We start from the raw sequence: 18,583 nt of genomic DNA, 5'->3' as shown, positions 1-18,583 counted from the left end.
GCCCGCTTCCGGGCGGCCCGGGATGAATGCGTGGCGAGTGCGCTACGCGACGCGCGGCGGCGACGCGTGACAGCCGAGCTCCCGGCCGATGCGAATCGCCGCCGCGACGTTGCGCGCCGCGAAGCGCACGTTCGTTGCCGCGTCGCGCAGCGCCTCGTCGATCGTACACGCGCGCCGGACGGACGCGAAGACCGCGTCGAAGCCGTGCGCGTACAGCGCGTCGGCCTGATTCGTCACCGCGCCGCCGATCGCGACGACGGGCACCCCGCATTCGGCCGCGATCCGCGCAACGCCGATGGGAGCCTTGCCGCGCAGCGTCTGGCCGTCGATGCAGCCTTCGCCCGTCACGACGAGGCTCGCGCCGCGAATCGCGTCGCGCAGCCGCAGCGCGTCGGTGACGATCTCGACGCCCGGGCGCAGCGTCGCGTTCAGGAACGCGGACATCGCCGCGCCGAGGCCGCCCGCCGCGCCGCCGCCCGGCAGCCGCGCGACGTCCGGGCCCACGTCGCGCGCGACGATTGCCGCGAAATGCGCGAGATGCCGGTCGAGATCCGCGACCATTTCCGGCGTCGCGCCCTTCTGCGGGCCGAACACCGCGGACGCGCCGTTCGGCCCGACGAGCGGATTGTCGACGTCGCACGCGACTTCGAACGTGCAATCGGCAAGCCGGCCGTCGAGGCCCGCCGCGTCGATGCGCGCGAGCCGCGCGAGCGATGCGCCGCCCGGGCCGAGCGGCCGGCCGCCGGCGTCCGCGAGGTGCGCGCCGAGCGCCTGCAGCATGCCCGCGCCGCCGTCGTTCGTCGCGCTGCCGCCGAGGCCGACGATGAAGCGCCGCGCGCCCGCGTCGAGCGCCGCGCGGATCAGCTCGCCCGTGCCCCGGCTCGACGTGACGCGCGGATCGCGCGATTCGGGCGACACGAGATGCAGGCCGCTCGCCTCGGCCATCTCGATCACGGCGGTGCCGTCGGGCAGGACCCCGAACGCGGCGTGCGTCGGCCGGCCGAGCGGATCGGCGACGCTCGCGCTGCGGCGCTCGCCGCCCGCGGCCGCGACGAGCGCGTCGACCGTGCCTTCGCCGCCGTCGGCGATCGGCAGGCACCGGTAATCGGCGTCGGCGAACACCTCGCGGAATCCGGCCTCGATCTGCCGCGCCGTTTCGACCGCGGTCAGGCTTTCCTTGAACGAATCGGGAGCAATCACGATCTTCATCAGCGAACCTCTTCGGTGACGGGTGACGCGCGCGGCTCGCGCGCTCAGCATGCAAAGACGAAACGCGCGACGTGGCCCGCGTCAGCGGCCGGCGCGCCGCGCGTGCGTGCGCATCACGAGCACGATGCCGACGACCATCGTGCTCGACAGGATGTAGAGCGCGAGATCGGTGCGCTGCGTCGCGTCCTTGATCCAGCCGACGATGTAGGGGCTCACGAAGCCGGCAACCTGCCCGAGCGAGTTGATCAGCGCGACGCCGCCCGCCGCGGCCGTACCCGTCAGCACGAGCGTCGGCAGCGGCCAGAACATCGCGAGCGCGGTGAGCGCGCCGGCCGTCGCGAGCACGAGGCCGATCATCGCGGGCACGATCGCGTTGCCCGATTGCGCGGCCATCAGCAGCCCCGCGACGCCGACCGCCATCGGCACGCTCAGATGCCAGCGGCGCTCCTGCCGCGCATCGGCCGATTTGCCGACGGCGATCATCGCGACGCACGCGAACAGGTACGGGATCGCGCTCAGCCAGCCGATCGCGCCGCTACCGCCGACGCCGAGCGAGCGGATGATCGACGGCAGCCAGAAGTTGATCGCGTACACGCCCATCTGGATGCTGAAATAGACGACGCCGAATTTCCACACGGAGGCGTTCAGCAGGATGTCGCGCAACGTGTGCGGCCGGCCGGACGATGCGAGGGCGGCGTCGGCGGCCGTCGTCGCGATCGCGCGGGTGAGCGCGGCCTTCTCGTCGCCCGACAGCCAGCGCGCGTCGTCGATCCGGTCCTCGAGAAACACGAACACCGCGGCGCCGAGCACGATCGTCGGCGCGCCCTGCAACAGGAACAGCCACTGCCAGCCGGCGAGCCCGCCTTGGCCCGCCGAGAAGCGATCGAGCATCCAGCCCGACAGCGGGCCGCCGATCACGCCGGAGATCGGGATCGCCGACATGAAGAGCGCGATCGCGCGGCCGCGGTGCTCGGCGCTGAACCATTGCGTCAGATACAGCACCATGCCCGGGAAGAACCCGGCTTCCGCGATGCCGGTGAAGAAGCGCAGCGTATAGAACGACGCCGGCGTCTTCACGAGCAGCAGCGCCGACGACAGCGCGCCCCACACGATCATGATGATCGCGATCCACGCGCGCGCGCCGACGCGCCGCAACACCAGATTGCTCGGCACGCCCGCGAGCACGTAGCCGACGAAGAAGATGCCCGCGCCGAGACCGTAGACGGTCTCGCTCATGTTCAGGTCGCCCAGCATCTGCAGCTTCGCGAAGCCGACGTTCACGCGGTCGAGGTAGTTGAACAGGTAGCAGACGAAGATCAACGGGATCAGCCGCAACGTGACCTTGCGATAGCCGTCGTTCAGCGGTTCCGATGCGGGCCGTGCCGCAACGGACGAGAGAGGGTTCATGCGTGTCTCCGAATCGTTTGTATCGTGTGATGCGTATGGTAGGCACGTCGCCCCAGGGATTCATCGGGCGAATGCATGACTGCGAAGCATGCCTGACGTTATATATTAGGCAAACGCCCAATCCGGCGAACGTTCCCGAGCGGCTGAACCACGGCGACCGCGCTCGCCGACCGAATCGGCGGCCGCACGCCGCACGTGCGCCCCCCGGCGCTACAATCCCGCAGCGGCATGTCGACAGATAGAGCAGATAGAGAACCCGTTTTGACGGAATTCGAAGAGGGCTTCATTCTCACCCGCCACTGGCGGGACACGGCGCAGGGCACCGAGGTCGAGTTCTGGCTGGCGACCGCGCGCGGTGCGCGCCGGGTCCGCCTGCGCGCGCAGGAATCGGTCGCGTTCATCCCCGCCGAGCAGCAGGAGCAGGCCGAGCGCGCGCTTCAGGGCGTTCAGGGCGCCCCGGACGCCGTGCTGCGCCCGCTTGCGCTGCGCGATTTCCGCCGACGCCCGGTCGTCGGACTCTATTGCCGCCGATACCGCCGCCTCGCCGCGCTGAAGAAGCGCCTGAGCCAGTCGGGCGTCGACGTCTACGAAGCTGACGTCCTGCCGCCGGAGCGCTACATGATGGAGCGCTTCATCACCGCGCCCGTCCGGTTTCGCGGCGCGCCCGACGGCGACGGCAATGGCGATGACAATGGCGCGCTGCGCGACGGCGAACTGAAACCCGGCGGCGACTATCGTCCGGCGCTGCGCTGCGTGTCGCTCGACATCGAGACGAGCGCGCAGGGCGAGCTCTATTCGATCGCGCTCGAGGGATGCGGCGAGCGGCAGGTCTTCATGCTCGGGCCGGCGAACGGCGACGCGCGCGACGTCGATTTCCGGCTCGACTACTGCGACAGCCGGCCGGCGCTGATCGAGCGGCTGAACGACTGGCTCGCGCGGCACGATCCGGACGCGATCATCGGCTGGAACCTCGTGCAGTTCGACTTGCGCGTACTGCAGGCGCACGCCGTGCAGTACCGCGTGCCGTTGCGGCTCGGCCGCGGCGGCGGCGTGCTCGACTGGCGCGCGCACGGCCAGCAGCCCGACCATTTCTTCGCGGCGGCGGCCGGGCGGCTCGTGATCGACGGCATCGACGCGCTGAAATCCGCGACGTGGACCTTTCCGTCGTTCAGCCTCGAATACGTCGCGCAGGCGCTGCTCGGCGAAGGCAAGGCGATCGACAATCCGTACCAGCGCATGGACGAAATCCAGCGCCGTTTCGATTGCGACAAGCCCGCGCTCGCGCGCTACAACCTGAAGGACTGCGAGCTCGTCACACGCATTTTCGAGAAGGCGGACCTGCTGCCGTTCATGCTCGAGCGCGCGGCCGTCACCGGGCTGCCGGCCGACCGCATCGGCGGCTCGGTCGCCGCGTTCACGCATCTGTACATGCCGAGGATGCACCGGCTCGGCTACGTCGCGCCGAACCTCGGCGACGTGACCGGCGACACGAGTCCCGGCGGCTTCGTGATGGATTCGCGGCCCGGCCTCTACGATTCGGTGCTCGTGCTCGATTACAAGAGCCTGTATCCGTCGATCATCCGCAGCTTCCTGATCGATCCCGTCGGGCTCATCGAAGGCGCCGCCCATCCCGAAGACGCCGAATCGGTGCCCGGCTTTCTCGGCGCGCGCTTCTCGCGCAGCCGCCATTGCCTGCCGGACATCGTGCGCCGCGTCTGGGAAGGCCGCGAGCTCGCGAAGCGCCAGCGCAATCAGCCGCTGTCGCAGGCGCTGAAGATCATCATGAACGCGTTCTACGGCGTGCTCGGCTCGTCCGGATGCCGGTTCTTCGATCCGCGGCTCGCGTCGTCGATCACGATGCGCGGCCACGAGATCATGCACAAGACGCGCGAGCTGATCGAGGCGCAAGGCTACGACGTGATCTACGGCGACACCGATTCGACGTTCGTCTGGCTCAAGCGCGCGCACGCCGGCGACGAAGCGGACCGCATCGGCCGCGCGCTCGTCGGGCACGTCAACGGCTGGTGGCGCGCGCACCTGGCGGAGCGCTTCGGGCTCGACAGCGCGCTTGAGCTCCAGTACGAGCGGCACTACCATCGCTTCCTGATGCCGACCGTGCGCGGCGCGGAGGAAGGCAGCAAGAAACGCTACGCGGGCCTCGTCATCGCGGCGGATGGCGGCGAGGACGTCGTGTTCAAGGGCCTCGAAACCGTGCGGACCGACTGGACGCCGCTCGCGCAGCAGTTCCAGCGGGAGCTGTACCGGCTCGTCTTCAAGCGCGAGCCGTATCGCGCTTTCATCCGTGAATACGTGCGCCGCACGCTCGCCGGCGAATTCGACGGGCAGCTCGTCTACCGCAAGCGGCTGCGCCGGCCGCTTCGCGATTACGAGCGCAACGTGCCGCCGCACGTGCGCGCCGCGCGCGTCGCCGACGCGTTCAACCGCGAACAGGGGCGCCCGCTCCAGTACCAGCGCGGCGGATGGATCAGCTACGTGATGACGACGGCCGGCCCCGAGCCGCTCGAGACGCTTCGCATGCCGATCGATTACGCGTTCTACGTGAGCCGGCAGCTTCAGCCCGTCGCCGACGCGATTCTTCCGTTCGTGCGCGACGATTTCGAGTCGGTGATCTCCGGGCAGGGGCAGTTGTTCTAGGGTCTGTCTATTTACATACGGATCGCACATCGGGCCGCGCCCGCATCGCGCGCAGCGGATGCCGGCGATGCGCGCGGCGCGCGAATCCGCGCTCCGGAATCACGAGAACGAGGCAAGCACACGATGAGCGAAACGACGACCGGCGCGGCGGACCTCGACGCCGTCGCGCATCCCATACCGACCGGCTGATGCCGCTGGCTGTTCGCGACGAATCACAAGGACATCGGCACGCTGTATCTGCTGTTCTCGGTCATCAATCTGATGATCGGCGGCGTGATGGCGCTGATGATTCGCGCGGATGAACAACTCCAGCTTCTGGCTGCTGCCGGTGTCGAGCGCGCTGCTGATCGGCTCGTTCTTCGTGCCGGGCGGCGCGCCGGCCGCCGGCTGGACGATGTACGCGCCGCTCTCGACGCAGATGGGCCCAGGCATGGACCTCTGTCGATCTTCGCGATTCACATCGCCGGCGCGTCGTCGATCATGGATCAGATCGCGACGATCGGCGCATTCGCGTTCGGACTGATGCAGGCGTACTTCCTGTTCCGGGTCGCGCTGCCGACGACGTACATGGGCAAGACGCGGCGGTATGCGCGTGCGAACGCGAATCGCCAGGTGTGGATGCTGCGGCGAAATTGCGCGTTGTCGCCGCGCCAGTCGTTGCTGTCGATGGGCCTGCTGGCCGCGCTCACGCCGGCGATCGCGACGCCGTTCGCGATCGGCGAAGCCGTCGCCATCGGCGGGTGCTTCTTGATGTATGCGCGGCGCGCCGTCGATTACGACTGCGTCGTGCTGACCGGGCGGCGCCTCGAAGTGACTCGATGCGACGGCGCGAAGCTCCGGCGATACGACTGGAATCCGCGCTGGGCGACGGTGGCGTTCGAGAGCGGACGCAATCCCGGGATACGGATACGGCATGGCGGCGATGCGGCGTCCATCGGGCGGCATGTCACGCTGGCGCAACGGCGGTATGTCGCCACGGAGGCGAATCGGGCGCTCACAGCGGATGCGCGGCGCCCGCCTGTTGCAGCAGCGACACGGCGGCGGCATCGGGCATGCCGTTGGCGTCGATCGCGCCCGCGTTCGCGAGCGCGCCGAGGTCGCCGTCGACACCCGGCTGTCCGACAAAAAACGGCGTCGTCAAAAACGCCGGCGTCGCGAACGTGACCGCATAGCGCTGCTGGAGGTTCGCGACGACGGCCGTTTGCGCGGCCAGCACATCGGTCTGATTCTCCAGCGTCTGCTGGAAGCGCGAATTGTTCGGCAGATCGCCGACCAAGCGGGCCGCGCTCGTGCCAAGCTGCGCAGCGAGGTAGACGAGCATCAGCTCGGTCTCGGGCGTCGTATTGAACGTGCCGCCGGCGTATGCCAGCGAATGCAGGCTCGCGCCGCCGGAGGTCACGGTGATGACACAGGGGAGTGTGGCGTCGAACGTGACGCCATAGTGGCCGCCGCCGTCGGACAGCGTCGCGGCCGAGCCCTGTGCGCAGTCGACGTTGACCGTCGCGCTGGCGAGCGCCCGGCCGGTGGCGGCGGTGCCGGACAGCGTGACGGTCTGCACGCCGCCATCGTTGAAGCAACCGTCGAAACCGAAGCATGCCTCGCCGCCGCACCCATGAAGCGACGCCAGCGAAGCGATGCAAAGTGCGCCCAGCGCCGGGCGAATGAAGTGTGCGTTGTGAATATTCATGTCCGCTTCGGTCGCTAGCAGGAGGAAAAATCGGCTGGTTTCGCACCAAGGTGCAGACGCTACAGCCCATTCTAGGCTCCGCATCGAGAAAACGCTCGCCGCACCGCCCCCAAGTCGTGATCGTAGTTTGCTCTCGCGCCAACGCGACGGATTTGCATTCCGTCGACAAGATTCCCGGCCCGCCGCTTGCCGACGTTGAAGAAACGCCCGTCCCATCGCCCGGTCCGGGTTCGCTTCTTGCAAGATCGACGGATACGTCACGCGTCGCGGCGGCGAGCCGGGCAACGCCCCGTGTAATCGCGCCCTTTTTCGACTACAGTAAAACCGCTGGCCTCGACGACGGCCACGACACGACGCAACCATGCCTTTGCCAAGCCCACGGAGCCATGATGACCCCTCCACAAGCCTATGCCGCCGACGCGCCCACGCGCGCGGAAGTCGATGCGCTCGCCGGCGCGACCGTCATCGAATTCGGCGCCAACTGGTGCGGCATCTGCGCGGGCGCCCAGCCCGCAATTCGCGACGCGTTTTCCGCGCACGCCGAGGTTCGACACCTGAAAATCGAAGACGGCCCCGGCCGGCCGCTCGGCCGCTCGTTCGGGATCAAGCTCTGGCCGACGCTGGTGTTCCTGCGCGACGGCGCCGAAGTGGCGCGCGTCGTCCGCCCGACCGATGCCGAGCAGATCGAATCCATCGGCTTCGCCGCGCTGGTATGAACCCGCTGGTATGAACCCTCTACGCCCATCGCCATGCAACAGTCGATTCAACACATCACCGTCGAGGCGCGCGGATGCGGTCTCGTCGAGTTCACGCCGCAAGTGCGCGCGTTCGTCGAATTGCAGTCGATCAGCACGGGCCTGCTCACCGTGTTCTGCCGGCACACGTCCGCTTCGCTGCTGATCCAGGAGAACGCGGACCCATCGGTGCAGCGCGACCTCGAGCGATATTTCGCGGCCCTCGCGCCCGAGGACGATACGCGCTACGAGCACGACACCGAAGGCGCCGACGACATGCCGGCGCATCTGCGCACGGCGCTCACGCAGGTGCAGCTATCGATTCCCGTCGAGCATGGGCGCATGGTGCTCGGCGCGTGGCAGGGCATCTATCTGTTCGAGCATCGGCGCGCGCCGCATCGGCGTGATGTGGTGCTGCATCTGATCGGCGAGTGAACGTGCGGCGTGTCCGTTGCGCACGGTGTCGCACGCGGTTGTCATGCCGCGAGCGCTGACAATGCGCGGCCGGATACGGCACGGGGCGAACGCGGATCGGGACGTCGCGTCGCGATATCGCAATGGCGCATTGACCGTCGCCCCCGCGCGATGCGGCACGTGTTGGCCGACGCCGGACTGGCGATCGCCCGGGGCGGTGAACGATGCGCCGTCGATCCATACCGAATCGGCGTCTCGTCCGCGAATCGACGGACGCGCACTCCCCCGGCGCGCCGGGCAGACGCAATCGACAGACAGCGCGTCTGCCCGAGCCGCCGCGGTGTCCACTCAGAACCGGTCGCCCATTCCCATCGCCGGATCGCTGACGGAATGCTCGCCGGTTTCCACCCGGCCGGCAAAGCGGCGCGCGTAGCCGGCGTCGGCGTCGCAGGTCACGACGAAGTCGTACCAGTTGCCGCTGTCGTCCAGCTTCCAGTGGTGCTTGCGCCCGGCGCCGCCCTTGACCTTGAAGGTCCACGGGCCATCGTTGCGGTACGCCTTCGCGCGCACGGTAAACACACACTCGCGCGCCCCTTCGTTGCGCAACAGCAATTGCACGTTGCCGTGCTTCCTGTCGTACTCCACCCGCACTTCGGGCGCGGGAGCGCCGCCCGCGCGCAAGCGGTTCAGGTCGCCGGTGAAGTGGCGGTGAAAGCCGTTGGGCCCGAGCACCCACAGGTCGTACTTGCCGGCGTTGTCGGTCATGGCGGCCCACACGTCGTCGAGCTGCCTGCCGGCCTCGACCGTGTAGCGGCGCGGCAGGCGGCCCAGATTCAGCTTGTCGTAGACGTGGAACACGGCCGCGGCCTGACCCGTGTTGGCGAATACGAGGCGCAGCGTGCCGTCGAGCGTCCCGGCGACGGCATTGACGTGCAGCTCGTACGGCAATGCGCGCGAAGGCCGCGTGCCCGCCGCCTGGCGCGGCAACTGGCCGTTCGCGGGCGGCACGATCTGCGGCATCTGCTGCTGCGCGGCGCGCAGCGCATCGGCCTGGGCCTGGGTCTTGCGGCCGGCGAGCGTGGGCAGCGGCTCGTCGTTCGGTTGCACGAAGTTGAAGGCGCTCGTCAGATCGCCGCATACCGCTCGGCGGAACGCGGAGATGTTGGGCTCGCGCACGCCGAAGCGCGCCTCGATGAAGCGCAGGGTCGACGTGTGGTCGAATACCTGCGAGTTGACCCAGCCGCCGCGGCTCCACGGCGAGATCACGTACATCGGCACGCGCACGCCGGGGCCATACACGCGAGCGTCGGGCTGCGGCTGGCTCTTGGTGCCCGGCGGCTTCGGGTGGGTGAAGCGCTCGAACGCGATGTCGGCGTCGGACAGCGTGGTCTTGCCGGCCGGCGTGCCGTCCGGGTTCAGCGAAGGCGCCGACGGCGAAGGCACGTGGTCGAAGTAGCCGTCGTTCTCGTCGAAGTTCACGAGCAGCACGGTCTTGCTCCAGACGTCGGGCATCGCGGTGAGCGCATCGAGCGTCTCCTGGATGTACCACGCGCCCTGCACCGGGCTCGACGGGCCGGGGTGCTCGGAATACGCGGCCGGCGCCACCACCCACGACACCTGCGGCAGCTTGCCGTTGCGGACGTCTTCCTTGAAAGCGCCGAGAAAACCGCCGTCGGGCATCGTGTTGGCGATGCCCTTGTACAGCGGGTTGCGCACGTCGTCGCTCGCCGGATCATACGCGGGCGAAACCACCTTGTCGCTGTTGCTCACCGGCTTGCCCGACGCCTCGTTCGCGCGCCGGTATTGCTTGAAGCCGGCGAGCGAGTTGTCGGTGAAGTTGTCGGGCATGTTCTGGTAGACCTTCCAGCTCACGCCGGCTTCCTGCAGGCGCTCGGGATAGGTCTTCCACTCGTAGCCGAGCGTGGAAGGACCGATGTCGTCCCATTCGTTCACCACCGAGGCCACGCCCGCGCCGGTCGGGCCGTTGGTGCCGGTCCACATGAACAGGCGGTTGGAGTTGGTGCCCGCGTGCATCGAGCAGTGGTAGGCGTCGCAGATCGTGAACGCATTCGCGAGCGCGAACTGGAACGGCAGCTCGCTCTCCCGGAAGTAACCCATCGATGCCGTGTTCTTGTAGCGCGGCCACTGGTACATGCGCCCGCCGTCCCACGCATTCTGGCCGTCGTCCCACGAGTGCGGCGTGCCGCTCACGCGCTGCGCATTGCCCTTGCTGCCGTCCAGGTGGTACGGCAATACCGGCGCGCCCGCCGCGTTGCGCTGCTGCCAGACCGTCGGCGCGTTGGGCAGCGGAATGCCGAAGCGGTCGCCGAAGCCGCGCACGCCGCGCAGCGTGCCGAAGTAGTTGTCGAACGAGCGATTTTCCTGCATCAGGATGACGATGTGCTCGACATCCCGAATGGTGCCGGTCCGGTTGTTGGCGGGAATGGCGAGCGCGCGGCGAATGCTGGGCGGGAACGCGGCCAGCGTGGCGGCCGCGATGCCGGTGGATGCGGCGCCTTGCAGAAATCTGCGGCGAGAGTTCATGTTCCGGAGTCCTTGTTCTGAATTGACCGAGCGATGAACCGGCGATGCACGCGCGAGCCGGACGCGCGTGCGACGCGCGCCGGTGACGCCGGACATCGAGCCCCTCCTCGGCATGGGAATTCCCAAGCGGACTGTAAGGTTCGAGCGTGACGTCAGCGTGATGCGGAGATGACGATGGCGGGTATCGGAATTCGGGCCGTCGCGCGCGCCGTCGCGGAAAACCCTGCCGACCGGATGATTGATCTGCCTCAGTGCGCCAGAACGACCAACAATGAAACTGGCTGAAAAACGTCTGGCGAGGCTCCCATGAGAGTCTTTCCTCTTGATCCGCGCGGCGCGTCGCGCGCCGCGGGAGGCGGTCATGGCTAGCCGCGCCGCCATTGCGATCCTGTGCCTGCTGGTCTGGCTGCCGGGCCACGCGGCGACGGTCGCGATTACCGTCGTCGATGCCGCGAGCGGTCGCCCGCTTGCGGGCGCGACCGCCTACGCATCGGGCACGGCCCGAATCACCGCGGCGGACGGCAAGCTCGCCGTGCCGGCCGCGGCCGGCGGAGCCGCCACGACGATGAGCGTGACGGCGCCCGGCTACGCGCGCGCGGAAGCCACATTGCGCGACGGGGACGCGGCGCGCATCGTGCGCATGATGCCGCTGCGTCCCAAGGCGGTTTATCTGTCCGCGTTCGGCGTTGCGAACCGGGCGCTGCGCGACGCCGTCCTCGCGCTGCCCGGCAAGACCGCGATCAATGCGCTCGTGATCGACGTGAAAGGAGATGACGGAGCGACGCCGTATCGCAGCGCGGCGCGCGAATCGATCGGCGCGGCAGCCGTTCGGCGCGACGCCGCGCCGCGCGCGATCGATCTATCTGCGCTGGTGCGCGCGCTGCACGCGCGCGGCCTTTATCTGATCGCACGGATCGTCGTGTTCAAGGACGATCCGCTCGCGGCCGCGCACCCGGATTGGGCGGTGCGCGATGCCGCCGGCGCGGTCTGGCGCGATCGGGAGCGCCAGCGCTGGATCGATCCGACCGTGCGCGGAGCCTGGGAGCACCACTACGATCTCGCGGAAGAAGCGGCCCGCATGGGCTTCGACGAAATCCAGTTCGACTACTTGCGCTTCCCGGACGCGAACGGCCTGCGGTTCGGCGAGCCCAACACCGAATCGAACCGCGTCGCGGCGATCACCGGCTTTCTGATGGGTGCGCGGGCGCGACTGCGGCCGTACAACGTCTATCTGTCGGTCGACATCTTCGGCTATGTCTGCTGGAATTCAAACGATACGCGCATCGGCCAGCGGCTCGAGACGCTCGGGCGCACGGTCGACTACATTTCGCCGATGCTGTATCCGTCCGGCTTCGCGTTGGGCGTGCCGGGCGTCGGGAAGCCGACCGAGCGGCCCGGCGAGATCGTCCGCCGCTCGCTGGCGAAAGCCATGCGCCGCACCGGGCTTGCCGGCGTGCGCTTCCGGCCGTGGCTACAGGCTTTTCGCGACTACGCGTTCGATCGCCGCACATTCGGCGCCGACGAGATTCGCGTGCAAATCGACGCCGCCGAAGCGGCGGGCACGGACGGATGGATGGTATGGAATCCGCACAATCGCTACGATTCCGCTGCGTTGCCGCATTGAGCGGCGCGCTGATGCTGGCGTCGCCGGTGTCGGCGCCGCCGGGCGCGCATGCCGACGCGGGCCGCCACCCCGCGCCGCAATCGGCGGCCGTCGCGATCGGCGCCGCGATCGACGCGGAGATCGCCGACGGCCACATTACGGGCGCGGTCGTCGTGACGGGCGACGCCGGCGGCGTGCGCGAGCGCGTGGCTCGCGGCTGGCGCATGACGGGGCCGGCCGCCGAAGCGATGACGGCCGACACCGTGTTCGATCTCGCCTCGCTCACGAAAGTCGTCGCGACCGCCACGGCGGTCATGCAGCTTGCGGAGCAAGGCCGGCTCGCGCTGGATGCGCCGGCCGCACGCTACTGGCCCGCTTTCGCCGCGCAGGGCAAGGCCGGCGTGACGGTCCGGCAGTTGCTCGCGCACACGTCCGGCTTGCCCGCCGGCGTGACGTCGACGCGGGCGCTGCGCAGCCGGGCGGCGGTGCTCGCCGATGTCGCGCGAATGTCGCCCGTGGCGCCGCCGGGAACGCGCGTGATCTACAGCGACGTCAACTACGTGGCGCTTGGCGAGATCGTCGAGCGCGTGACCGGTCGGCCGCTCGATGCATGGTGCGCGAAGCATGTCTTCGCGCCGCTTCGCATGGCGACCGCGACGTTCCGGCCCCGCGCCGCGGCGATCTCGCGCGTCGCGCCGACCGCCGTTCGCGACGGCCGCCTGCTCAGGGGCCGCGTGCACGACCCGATCGCCGCGGCAATGACGGGCGTCGCCGGCAATGCCGGCCTGTTCGCCAGCGCCGACGATCTCGCACGCTTCGCACGGATGCTGCTGAACGGCGGCGCGATCGGCGCGGCGCGCGTGCTGAGCCGCGCGAGCGTGGCCGCGCTCGAGACGCCGGCCACGCTCGACGCCGAAGGCGATGCGCGCACGGCCGGCTGGGAACTGCAGCCGCCGCTCGCCGCGAATCGCTATCGGCTGCCGCCGGTCGGTCTGCTGCGGCACCTCGGCTATACGGGCACCGGTCTCTGGATCGATCTCGTCACGCATCGCTTCGTGATCGTCCTGACGAGCCGCCTCTATCCGGACGAACGCGGCAACGCGGCACCGCTGCGCGAACAGGTGCTCGGCATCGTCGCGAGCCGCTCGCCACCCGTATCCGCCGAACGGATCGCCGAGGAAGCGCCCGCGATGGCGGCGGCGCTCGCGCGGGCGGCGCGAGCGCCGGCCTCGGCCGGGCCCGTGCTGGCCGGCATCGACGTGCTCGAGTCGAACGGCTTTGCAGCCGTGGCCGGCAAGCGAATCGGACTCGTGACGAACCGCAGCGGATTCGACCGGCTCGGCCGGCGCACGATCGATCTGCTCGCGCACGCGCCCGGCGCCCGGCTCGTCGCGATCTTCGCGCCCGAGCACGGACTCGGGACCGACGTCGACTCGCCGTTCGGCGATGCGACCGACGCGGATACGCACGTCGTCGTCCACAGCCTGTATGGCAACCGGCGACGAATCGCGCCCGCGACGATGTCGAACGTCGACGTGCTCGTGTTCGACATCCAGGACGCCGGCGTGCGCTTCTTCACGTATCTCGCGACGCTGGGTTACGTGCTCGAGGCGGCGGCGGCCACGCACGTTCCCGTGGTCGTGCTCGACCGGCCGGACCCGCTTGGCGCCGACGTCGCCGGGGGGCCGGTGTCGGACGCCGACACCGGATCGTTCACGAACTATTACCCGTTGCCGCTCGCGCCAGGGATGACGATCGGCGAGCTCGCGAAGCTGTTCGACGATCGGCTTCGCATCGGTGCCGATCTCGTCGTGGTGCCGATGGAAAATTACCGGCGCACGATGCGCTACGGCGATACCGGGCTCGGCTGGGTGCCGCCGTCGCCGAATCTGCGCGATGCCGCCGCGCTGTCTCTGTATCCGGACGTCGGCATCGTCGAAGGCGCGGACATCAGCGTCGGACGGGGCACCGCGACGCCGTTCCGCGTGGTCGGCGCGCCGTGGATCGATGGCCGCGCGCTCGCGGACGACCTCGGCGCGATGCATTTGAACGCGACGTTCGCGCCGGCCCGGTTCGTGCCGACGGAAGGGCCGTACCGCGGCGCGCTCTGCGAAGGCGTGCGGATCGAGCGGCTGCCGGGAACGGTGCGGCCCGGCAGCGTGGGGCTTGCGCTCGCGCTCGCACTGCATCGGCGCTATCCGGACCGGTTCCGGATCGATGCGATCCGTGCGTCGGTCGGCTCGCGCAAGGTGGCCGACATGTTGGCCGACGGGCGTCCGCTCGACGAGATCGAGCAGGTCGTCGACGCGCAGAACGCGGCGTTCGCGCATGAGCGGGCCGCGTATCTGCTGTATTGACGCGCGCGTTCACGGCGGAGGGCCGCGCAGCGGCGCGTGCGTGCGGAGCCGATTCGCCGCCCCATTTTGAGCGTTGACCTTCGTCAAGAATCGCAACCGGTGCCGGCCGAGAATGAACGCTCCATTGACGAGAAGGAGAATGAAATGAACGCGTCCCATCCGCGCACGTGAGAGCAAGAGAGGGGTGGATCCTCACGGGCCAACGGCATCGATGTGCCCAGGTGGAAAATGCACGCATTTCCCGGCAACCGGAGGATCCACGATGAACAGTATGGCAGTGGGCGTCGATATCGCCAAGAACGTATTCCAGGTGCATTACGTTGATCAGGCAAGCGGCGAGATTGTGAACAAGGCGATCAAGCGAGCGAAGTTCCTGGAGCACTTCGTGAATCGTGATCGGTGCGTAATTGGGATGGAGGCGTGTGGCGGTGCGCACCACTGGGCCCGAGCGCTAAAGCAGATGGGTCATGAGGTCAGGCTGATGCCGGCGGAGTTCGTGAAGGCGTTCAACATCCGTAACAAGAACGATGCGGCAGACGCGAGAGCGATATGGCTGGCAGTGCAGCAGCCGGGCAAGCCGATAGCGGTGAAGACGGAAATGCAGCAGGCGATGTTGGCGCTGCATCGGATGCGCGAGCAGTTGGTGAAGTTCCGCACGATGCAGATCAACGGGCTGCGTGGATTGCTGACGGAATACGGCGAAGTGATGAGCAAGGGCCGGGCGGCACTGGACAAGGAGATACCGGCGGCGCTTAGCCGGATCGCGGAGCGTCTGCCAGCGGCACTGATCGAAACGCTGCGCGAGCAGTGGAGCGGGTTGGCGAGACTGGACGAGCAGGTTGCCGAGATCGAGCGTCGGATGCGCGAATGGAAGAAGGAAGACCGGGCGGTGCAGGCGATCAGCGAGATTCCTGGCGTGGGGTTGCTGACGGCGACCGCTGCAGTGGCCATGATGGGCGATCCGAAAGCGTTCAGATCGGGGCGGGAATTTGCGGCGTGGGCGGGTTTGGTGCCCAAGCAGACAGGTTCTGGCGGCAAGGTGAATCTGCATGGAATCAGCAAGAGAGGCGACACGTATCTGCGGACGTTGCTGATTCACGGCGCACGAAGCGTACTGACGCACGCGAAGGAGCCTGGGCCGTGGGTTGAGCAGATCAAGAAGCGACGGCCGACGAATGTCGTGATCGTCGCACTGGCCAACAAGACGGCGCGAACGATCTGGGCGGTACTCGCTCATGAGCGAGCGTATCGAAAGGACTACATCAGCGTGAAACCAGTCTAATCGGTTCCTGCGAGGTAGAAGATCAACATTTACACAGGGTGAACGTCGAAAGGTTGCGCAGCAATCGAGTGTGATGACGAGCCAGGTAGGACCTGGGCCCGCCAAGCCTGAATGTCACCAAGAGCTTTGAGCTCGTTAGGAGAGTGAGGCGCGGGCCAGCGGATTTCATAGGGGCCCGCAGCGGCAATATCGACTGCATCAAGGCCGAATATAGAGCTGCAGCCCATCCTGTCTGTCGGAACACACGAGAACTGTTGCAAACGGGACGCGTTCATATAGGTGCGACATGAGCGAAACCACCAAGCTGCCGGTCAAGAAGCCGCGGGAAAGCACGGAGCGTTCGTTGACCGCGCCGTTCTGGCACCCGATCGAGACGCTGCGGCGCGAGATCGATCGCCTGCTCGACGATTTCGATCACGGCGTGCGCGTGTCGTCGATGCGACGGGCGATCTTCGACATCGAGCCGTTCTGGCGCCGCGAACGAGAGTGGGCGGCCGAGCCCGCCGTCGACTTCGTCGAAACCGACACGTCCTACGAAATCACCGCGGAATTACCGGGGCTGAGCGAGAAGGATATCGAGGTCAAGCTCTCGAACGGCGGCCTGTCGATTCACGGCGAAAAACACGAAGAGAAAGAAGAAAAGCGCAAGGGCTATTACGTTCACGAGCGTCGCTTCGGCGCTTTCGAGCGGTACTTCCGAGTGCCGGACGGCGTCGACCGCGACAGGATCGACGCGTCGTTCGACAAGGGCGTGCTGAAGGTCACGCTGCCGAAGACGCCCGAAGCGTCCAGGGCCGAGAAAAAGATCGAGATCAAGGCCGGCTGACGCTCCGCCGCTGCCCGGCGGCCACCGCACGCGCCGCGGCGCGGCCGTGAACATTGGCGCGCGTCGGCGACCCCGGCATCGTTCGAGGTCGCTCGACGATATTTTGGGATGCAGACCGTGACTCCCGGTCGATGCGAAATGCTTCGCCGCGGGCGGCCCGCGACGCCGCGCAGCGCGCAGCGCCTGCGGCCGGGCGGCGGCGGCTCAGAACACAACCTGCAGCACGACGTCGAATGCGAGCACGAGCGCCGAGCAGATGATGCCGAACGTCAGGTTCGAGAGCCGGTGCTCGACGTCCGGATGCCGGCCGACCCACGCGGTGATGAAGAACAGCCCGTCGAGCACGACTTGCAGCGCGAACACGATCAGCATCAGCGTGAATTCGTAGCCCGCCTGGGACAGTTCGTTGAAATGCCAGCCGTGCCGGCTGACCCAGTATCCGACGCGGTACGCTTCGTAGCCCGCGAGAAGCAGCGGGAACAGATAGGAGACGAAGTAAGTCGGCACCGTTGCATGCCGGAGTTCGGGAAAGAAGTGATGTCCGGTCCGCACAATAGCCTCCGATCCGTGCATGCGCGCATCGCGCCGATGCCGCTCACGATTTCAGCGTATGCATTCGAACACGCCGGCGATTGATGTGCGTCAATCCGCCGTCACGGCCGGGCATGCGCGGCGCGCATCGGGCAGGTTTGCCGCGCGGCTCGCCGGCCGATCCGCGTTCGTTCAGGCTGCTGCGCAACGATTCAGTCCAGCATCTCGTCCGCGTGCATGTAGGCGAGACCGAGCGCGCGCGCGACCGCTTCGTGCGTGACTCGGCCGTCGCAGACGTTCAGCCCCGAGCGCAGATACGGATCGTCGGCGAGCGCGCGCTTCCAGCCCTTGTTCGCGAGCGCGATCGCATGGCGGATCGTCGCATTGCCGAGCGCGAACGTCGACGTGCGCGCGACCGCGCCTGGCATGTTCGCGACGCAGTAGTGAACCACGCCGTCGACGACGTAGGTCGGCTGCGCGTGCGTCGTAGGATGCGACGTCTCGAAGCAGCCGCCCTGATCGATCGCGACGTCGACGACGACCGCGCCGGCGCGCATCTTCGACACCATCTCGCGCGTGACGAGCCGCGGCGCGGACGCGCCCGGTACGAGCACCGCGCCGATCACCACGTCCGCGTTGCGCACCGCGTCGTCGATCGCATGCGCGTTCGAATGGAGCGTCGCGATCCGGTTGCCGAAGATCAGGTCGAGCTGGCGCAGGCGATCGACGCTGGTGTCGAGCACGGTCACGCGCGCGCCGAGGCCGACCGCCATCTGCAGCGCGCAGGTGCCGACGACGCCCGCGCCGAGCACGACGACGTGCGCGGCCGGCACGCCGGGCACGCCCGCCATCAGGAGGCCCATTCCGCCACCGGGACTTTCGAGATGCGCTGCGGCGACCTGAATCGACATGCGGCCGGCCACCTCGCTCATCGGCGCGAGCAGCGGCAGGCCGCCGCCGGGAGCGGTGACGGTTTCGTAGGCGATGCAGACCGCGCGCGACTTGACGAGCGCCGCCGCCTGCTCGGGATCGGGCGCGAGATGCAGGTACGTGAACAGGATCTGCCCGCGCCGCAGCATCGCGCATTCGGCCGGCTGCGGCTCCTTGACCTTGATGATCATGTCGGCGCGCGCGTACACGTCGGCCGGGTCGTCGGCGAGCGTCGCGCCGGCCGCCGCGTAATCCTCGTCCCGCAGGCCGATCGCCGCGCCCGCGCTGCGCTGCACCAGCACCTGATGGCCGTGCAGTGCAAGTTCGCGCGCACCCGCCGGCGTCAGGCCGACGCGATATTCGTAGACCTTGATCTCCTTCGGCACGCCAATCAGCATGATTTG

The 18,583-nt window shown here is 68.3% G+C and carries 13 protein-coding genes and 2 pseudogenes; 9 read left to right on the top strand and 6 right to left on the bottom strand.

Annotated elements, in window-relative coordinates:
* Nucleotides 1-42: 42 nt before the first annotated feature.
* Nucleotides 43-1,209 (bottom strand): glycerate kinase family protein, encoded by a 1,167-nt coding sequence (locus AQ610_RS19995; protein ID WP_043282976.1) that lies wholly within the window; start codon nt 1,207-1,209, stop codon nt 43-45.
* Between the two features lie 81 nt (nt 1,210-1,290).
* Entirely contained in the window at nt 1,291-2,616 is a 1,326-nt protein-coding gene (locus tag AQ610_RS19990; protein ID WP_006028453.1) for an MFS transporter, read from the bottom strand.
* A gap of 261 nt (nt 2,617-2,877) precedes the next feature.
* Here AQ610_RS19990 and AQ610_RS19985 point away from each other — a divergent pair, with 261 nt between their 5' ends.
* The 3 genes and pseudogenes from AQ610_RS19985 to AQ610_RS37505 form a co-directional block, all read left to right on the top strand.
* Nucleotides 2,878-5,271 carry a DNA polymerase II gene (locus AQ610_RS19985; RefSeq protein ID WP_006028452.1) on the top strand — a complete coding sequence of 798 codons (2,394 nt, stop codon included), beginning with the start codon at nt 2,878-2,880 and terminating at the stop codon, nt 5,269-5,271.
* Between the two features lie 192 nt (nt 5,272-5,463).
* A pseudogene (locus AQ610_RS34225) lies at nt 5,464-5,763 on the top strand (cbb3-type cytochrome c oxidase subunit I); the annotation flags it as partial.
* A gap of 111 nt (nt 5,764-5,874) precedes the next feature.
* Nucleotides 5,875-6,279, top strand: a pseudogene (locus AQ610_RS37505) (DUF2244 domain-containing protein); the annotation flags it as partial.
* On the opposite strand, the gene AQ610_RS37500 reads toward AQ610_RS37505, so the two are convergent.
* Nucleotides 6,266-6,958, bottom strand: coding sequence for a hypothetical protein (locus tag AQ610_RS37500; RefSeq protein WP_006028450.1), 693 nt, complete (start codon nt 6,956-6,958; stop codon nt 6,266-6,268). The pseudogene AQ610_RS37505 and the gene AQ610_RS37500 sit on opposite strands and share 14 nt — an antisense overlap.
* Before the next feature lie 389 nt (nt 6,959-7,347).
* On the opposite strand from AQ610_RS37500, the gene AQ610_RS19965 reads away from it, so the two are divergent.
* Together AQ610_RS19965 and AQ610_RS19960 are read left to right on the top strand one after the other, a co-directional pair.
* Entirely contained in the window at nt 7,348-7,674 is a 327-nt protein-coding gene (locus AQ610_RS19965) for a thioredoxin family protein (RefSeq protein ID WP_009917547.1), read from the top strand.
* Nucleotides 7,675-7,707: 33 nt separating this feature from the next.
* Nucleotides 7,708-8,127 carry a secondary thiamine-phosphate synthase enzyme YjbQ gene (locus tag AQ610_RS19960; RefSeq protein ID WP_006028448.1) on the top strand — a complete coding sequence of 140 codons (420 nt, stop codon included), beginning with the start codon at nt 7,708-7,710 and terminating at the stop codon, nt 8,125-8,127.
* A gap of 327 nt (nt 8,128-8,454) precedes the next feature.
* Here the strand turns inward: AQ610_RS19960 and AQ610_RS19955 are convergent, their stop codons facing one another.
* Nucleotides 8,455-10,650 carry a phosphocholine-specific phospholipase C gene (locus tag AQ610_RS19955; RefSeq protein WP_006028447.1) on the bottom strand — a complete coding sequence of 732 codons (2,196 nt, stop codon included), beginning with the start codon at nt 10,648-10,650 and terminating at the stop codon, nt 8,455-8,457.
* 361 nt (nt 10,651-11,011) lie between these two features.
* Here AQ610_RS19955 and AQ610_RS19950 point away from each other — a divergent pair, with 361 nt between their 5' ends.
* From AQ610_RS19950 to AQ610_RS19935, 4 genes are all read left to right on the top strand, one after another.
* Complete coding sequence (locus tag AQ610_RS19950) at nt 11,012-12,274, top strand: putative glycoside hydrolase (protein ID WP_006028446.1); 1,263 nt, start codon at nt 11,012-11,014, stop codon at nt 12,272-12,274.
* On the top strand, nt 12,229-14,610 hold the full coding sequence (locus AQ610_RS19945; protein ID WP_043282974.1) for a serine hydrolase: 2,382 nt from the start codon (nt 12,229-12,231) through the stop codon (nt 14,608-14,610). The genes AQ610_RS19950 and AQ610_RS19945 overlap by 46 nt, the downstream gene beginning before the upstream one ends.
* Before the next feature lie 262 nt (nt 14,611-14,872).
* Entirely contained in the window at nt 14,873-15,892 is a 1,020-nt protein-coding gene (locus tag AQ610_RS19940; protein ID WP_043283430.1) for an IS110 family RNA-guided transposase, read from the top strand.
* Between the two features lie 286 nt (nt 15,893-16,178).
* The gene (locus tag AQ610_RS19935) at nt 16,179-16,718 is read left to right on the top strand and encodes an Hsp20/alpha crystallin family protein (RefSeq protein ID WP_006028443.1); all 540 of its coding nucleotides are present in this window, start codon (nt 16,179-16,181) and stop codon (nt 16,716-16,718) included.
* Between the two features lie 204 nt (nt 16,719-16,922).
* Here AQ610_RS19935 and AQ610_RS19930 read toward each other — a convergent pair whose 3' ends face one another.
* Together AQ610_RS19930 and ald are read right to left on the bottom strand one after the other, a co-directional pair.
* A complete protein-coding gene (locus tag AQ610_RS19930; protein WP_015602628.1) occupies nt 16,923-17,270 on the bottom strand; it encodes a hypothetical protein in 348 nt (115 codons plus the stop codon).
* Between the two features lie 191 nt (nt 17,271-17,461).
* Entirely contained in the window at nt 17,462-18,577 is a 1,116-nt protein-coding gene (gene ald, locus AQ610_RS19925; protein ID WP_006028441.1) for an alanine dehydrogenase, read from the bottom strand.
* Nucleotides 18,578-18,583 lie beyond the last annotated feature (6 nt).

This window comes from Burkholderia humptydooensis (assembly GCF_001513745.1).
GTDB lineage: Bacteria > Pseudomonadota > Gammaproteobacteria > Burkholderiales > Burkholderiaceae > Burkholderia > Burkholderia humptydooensis.
The sequence above is the reverse complement of the archived record's forward strand: the minus strand, read 5'-3'. Positions and strand labels throughout refer to the sequence as shown.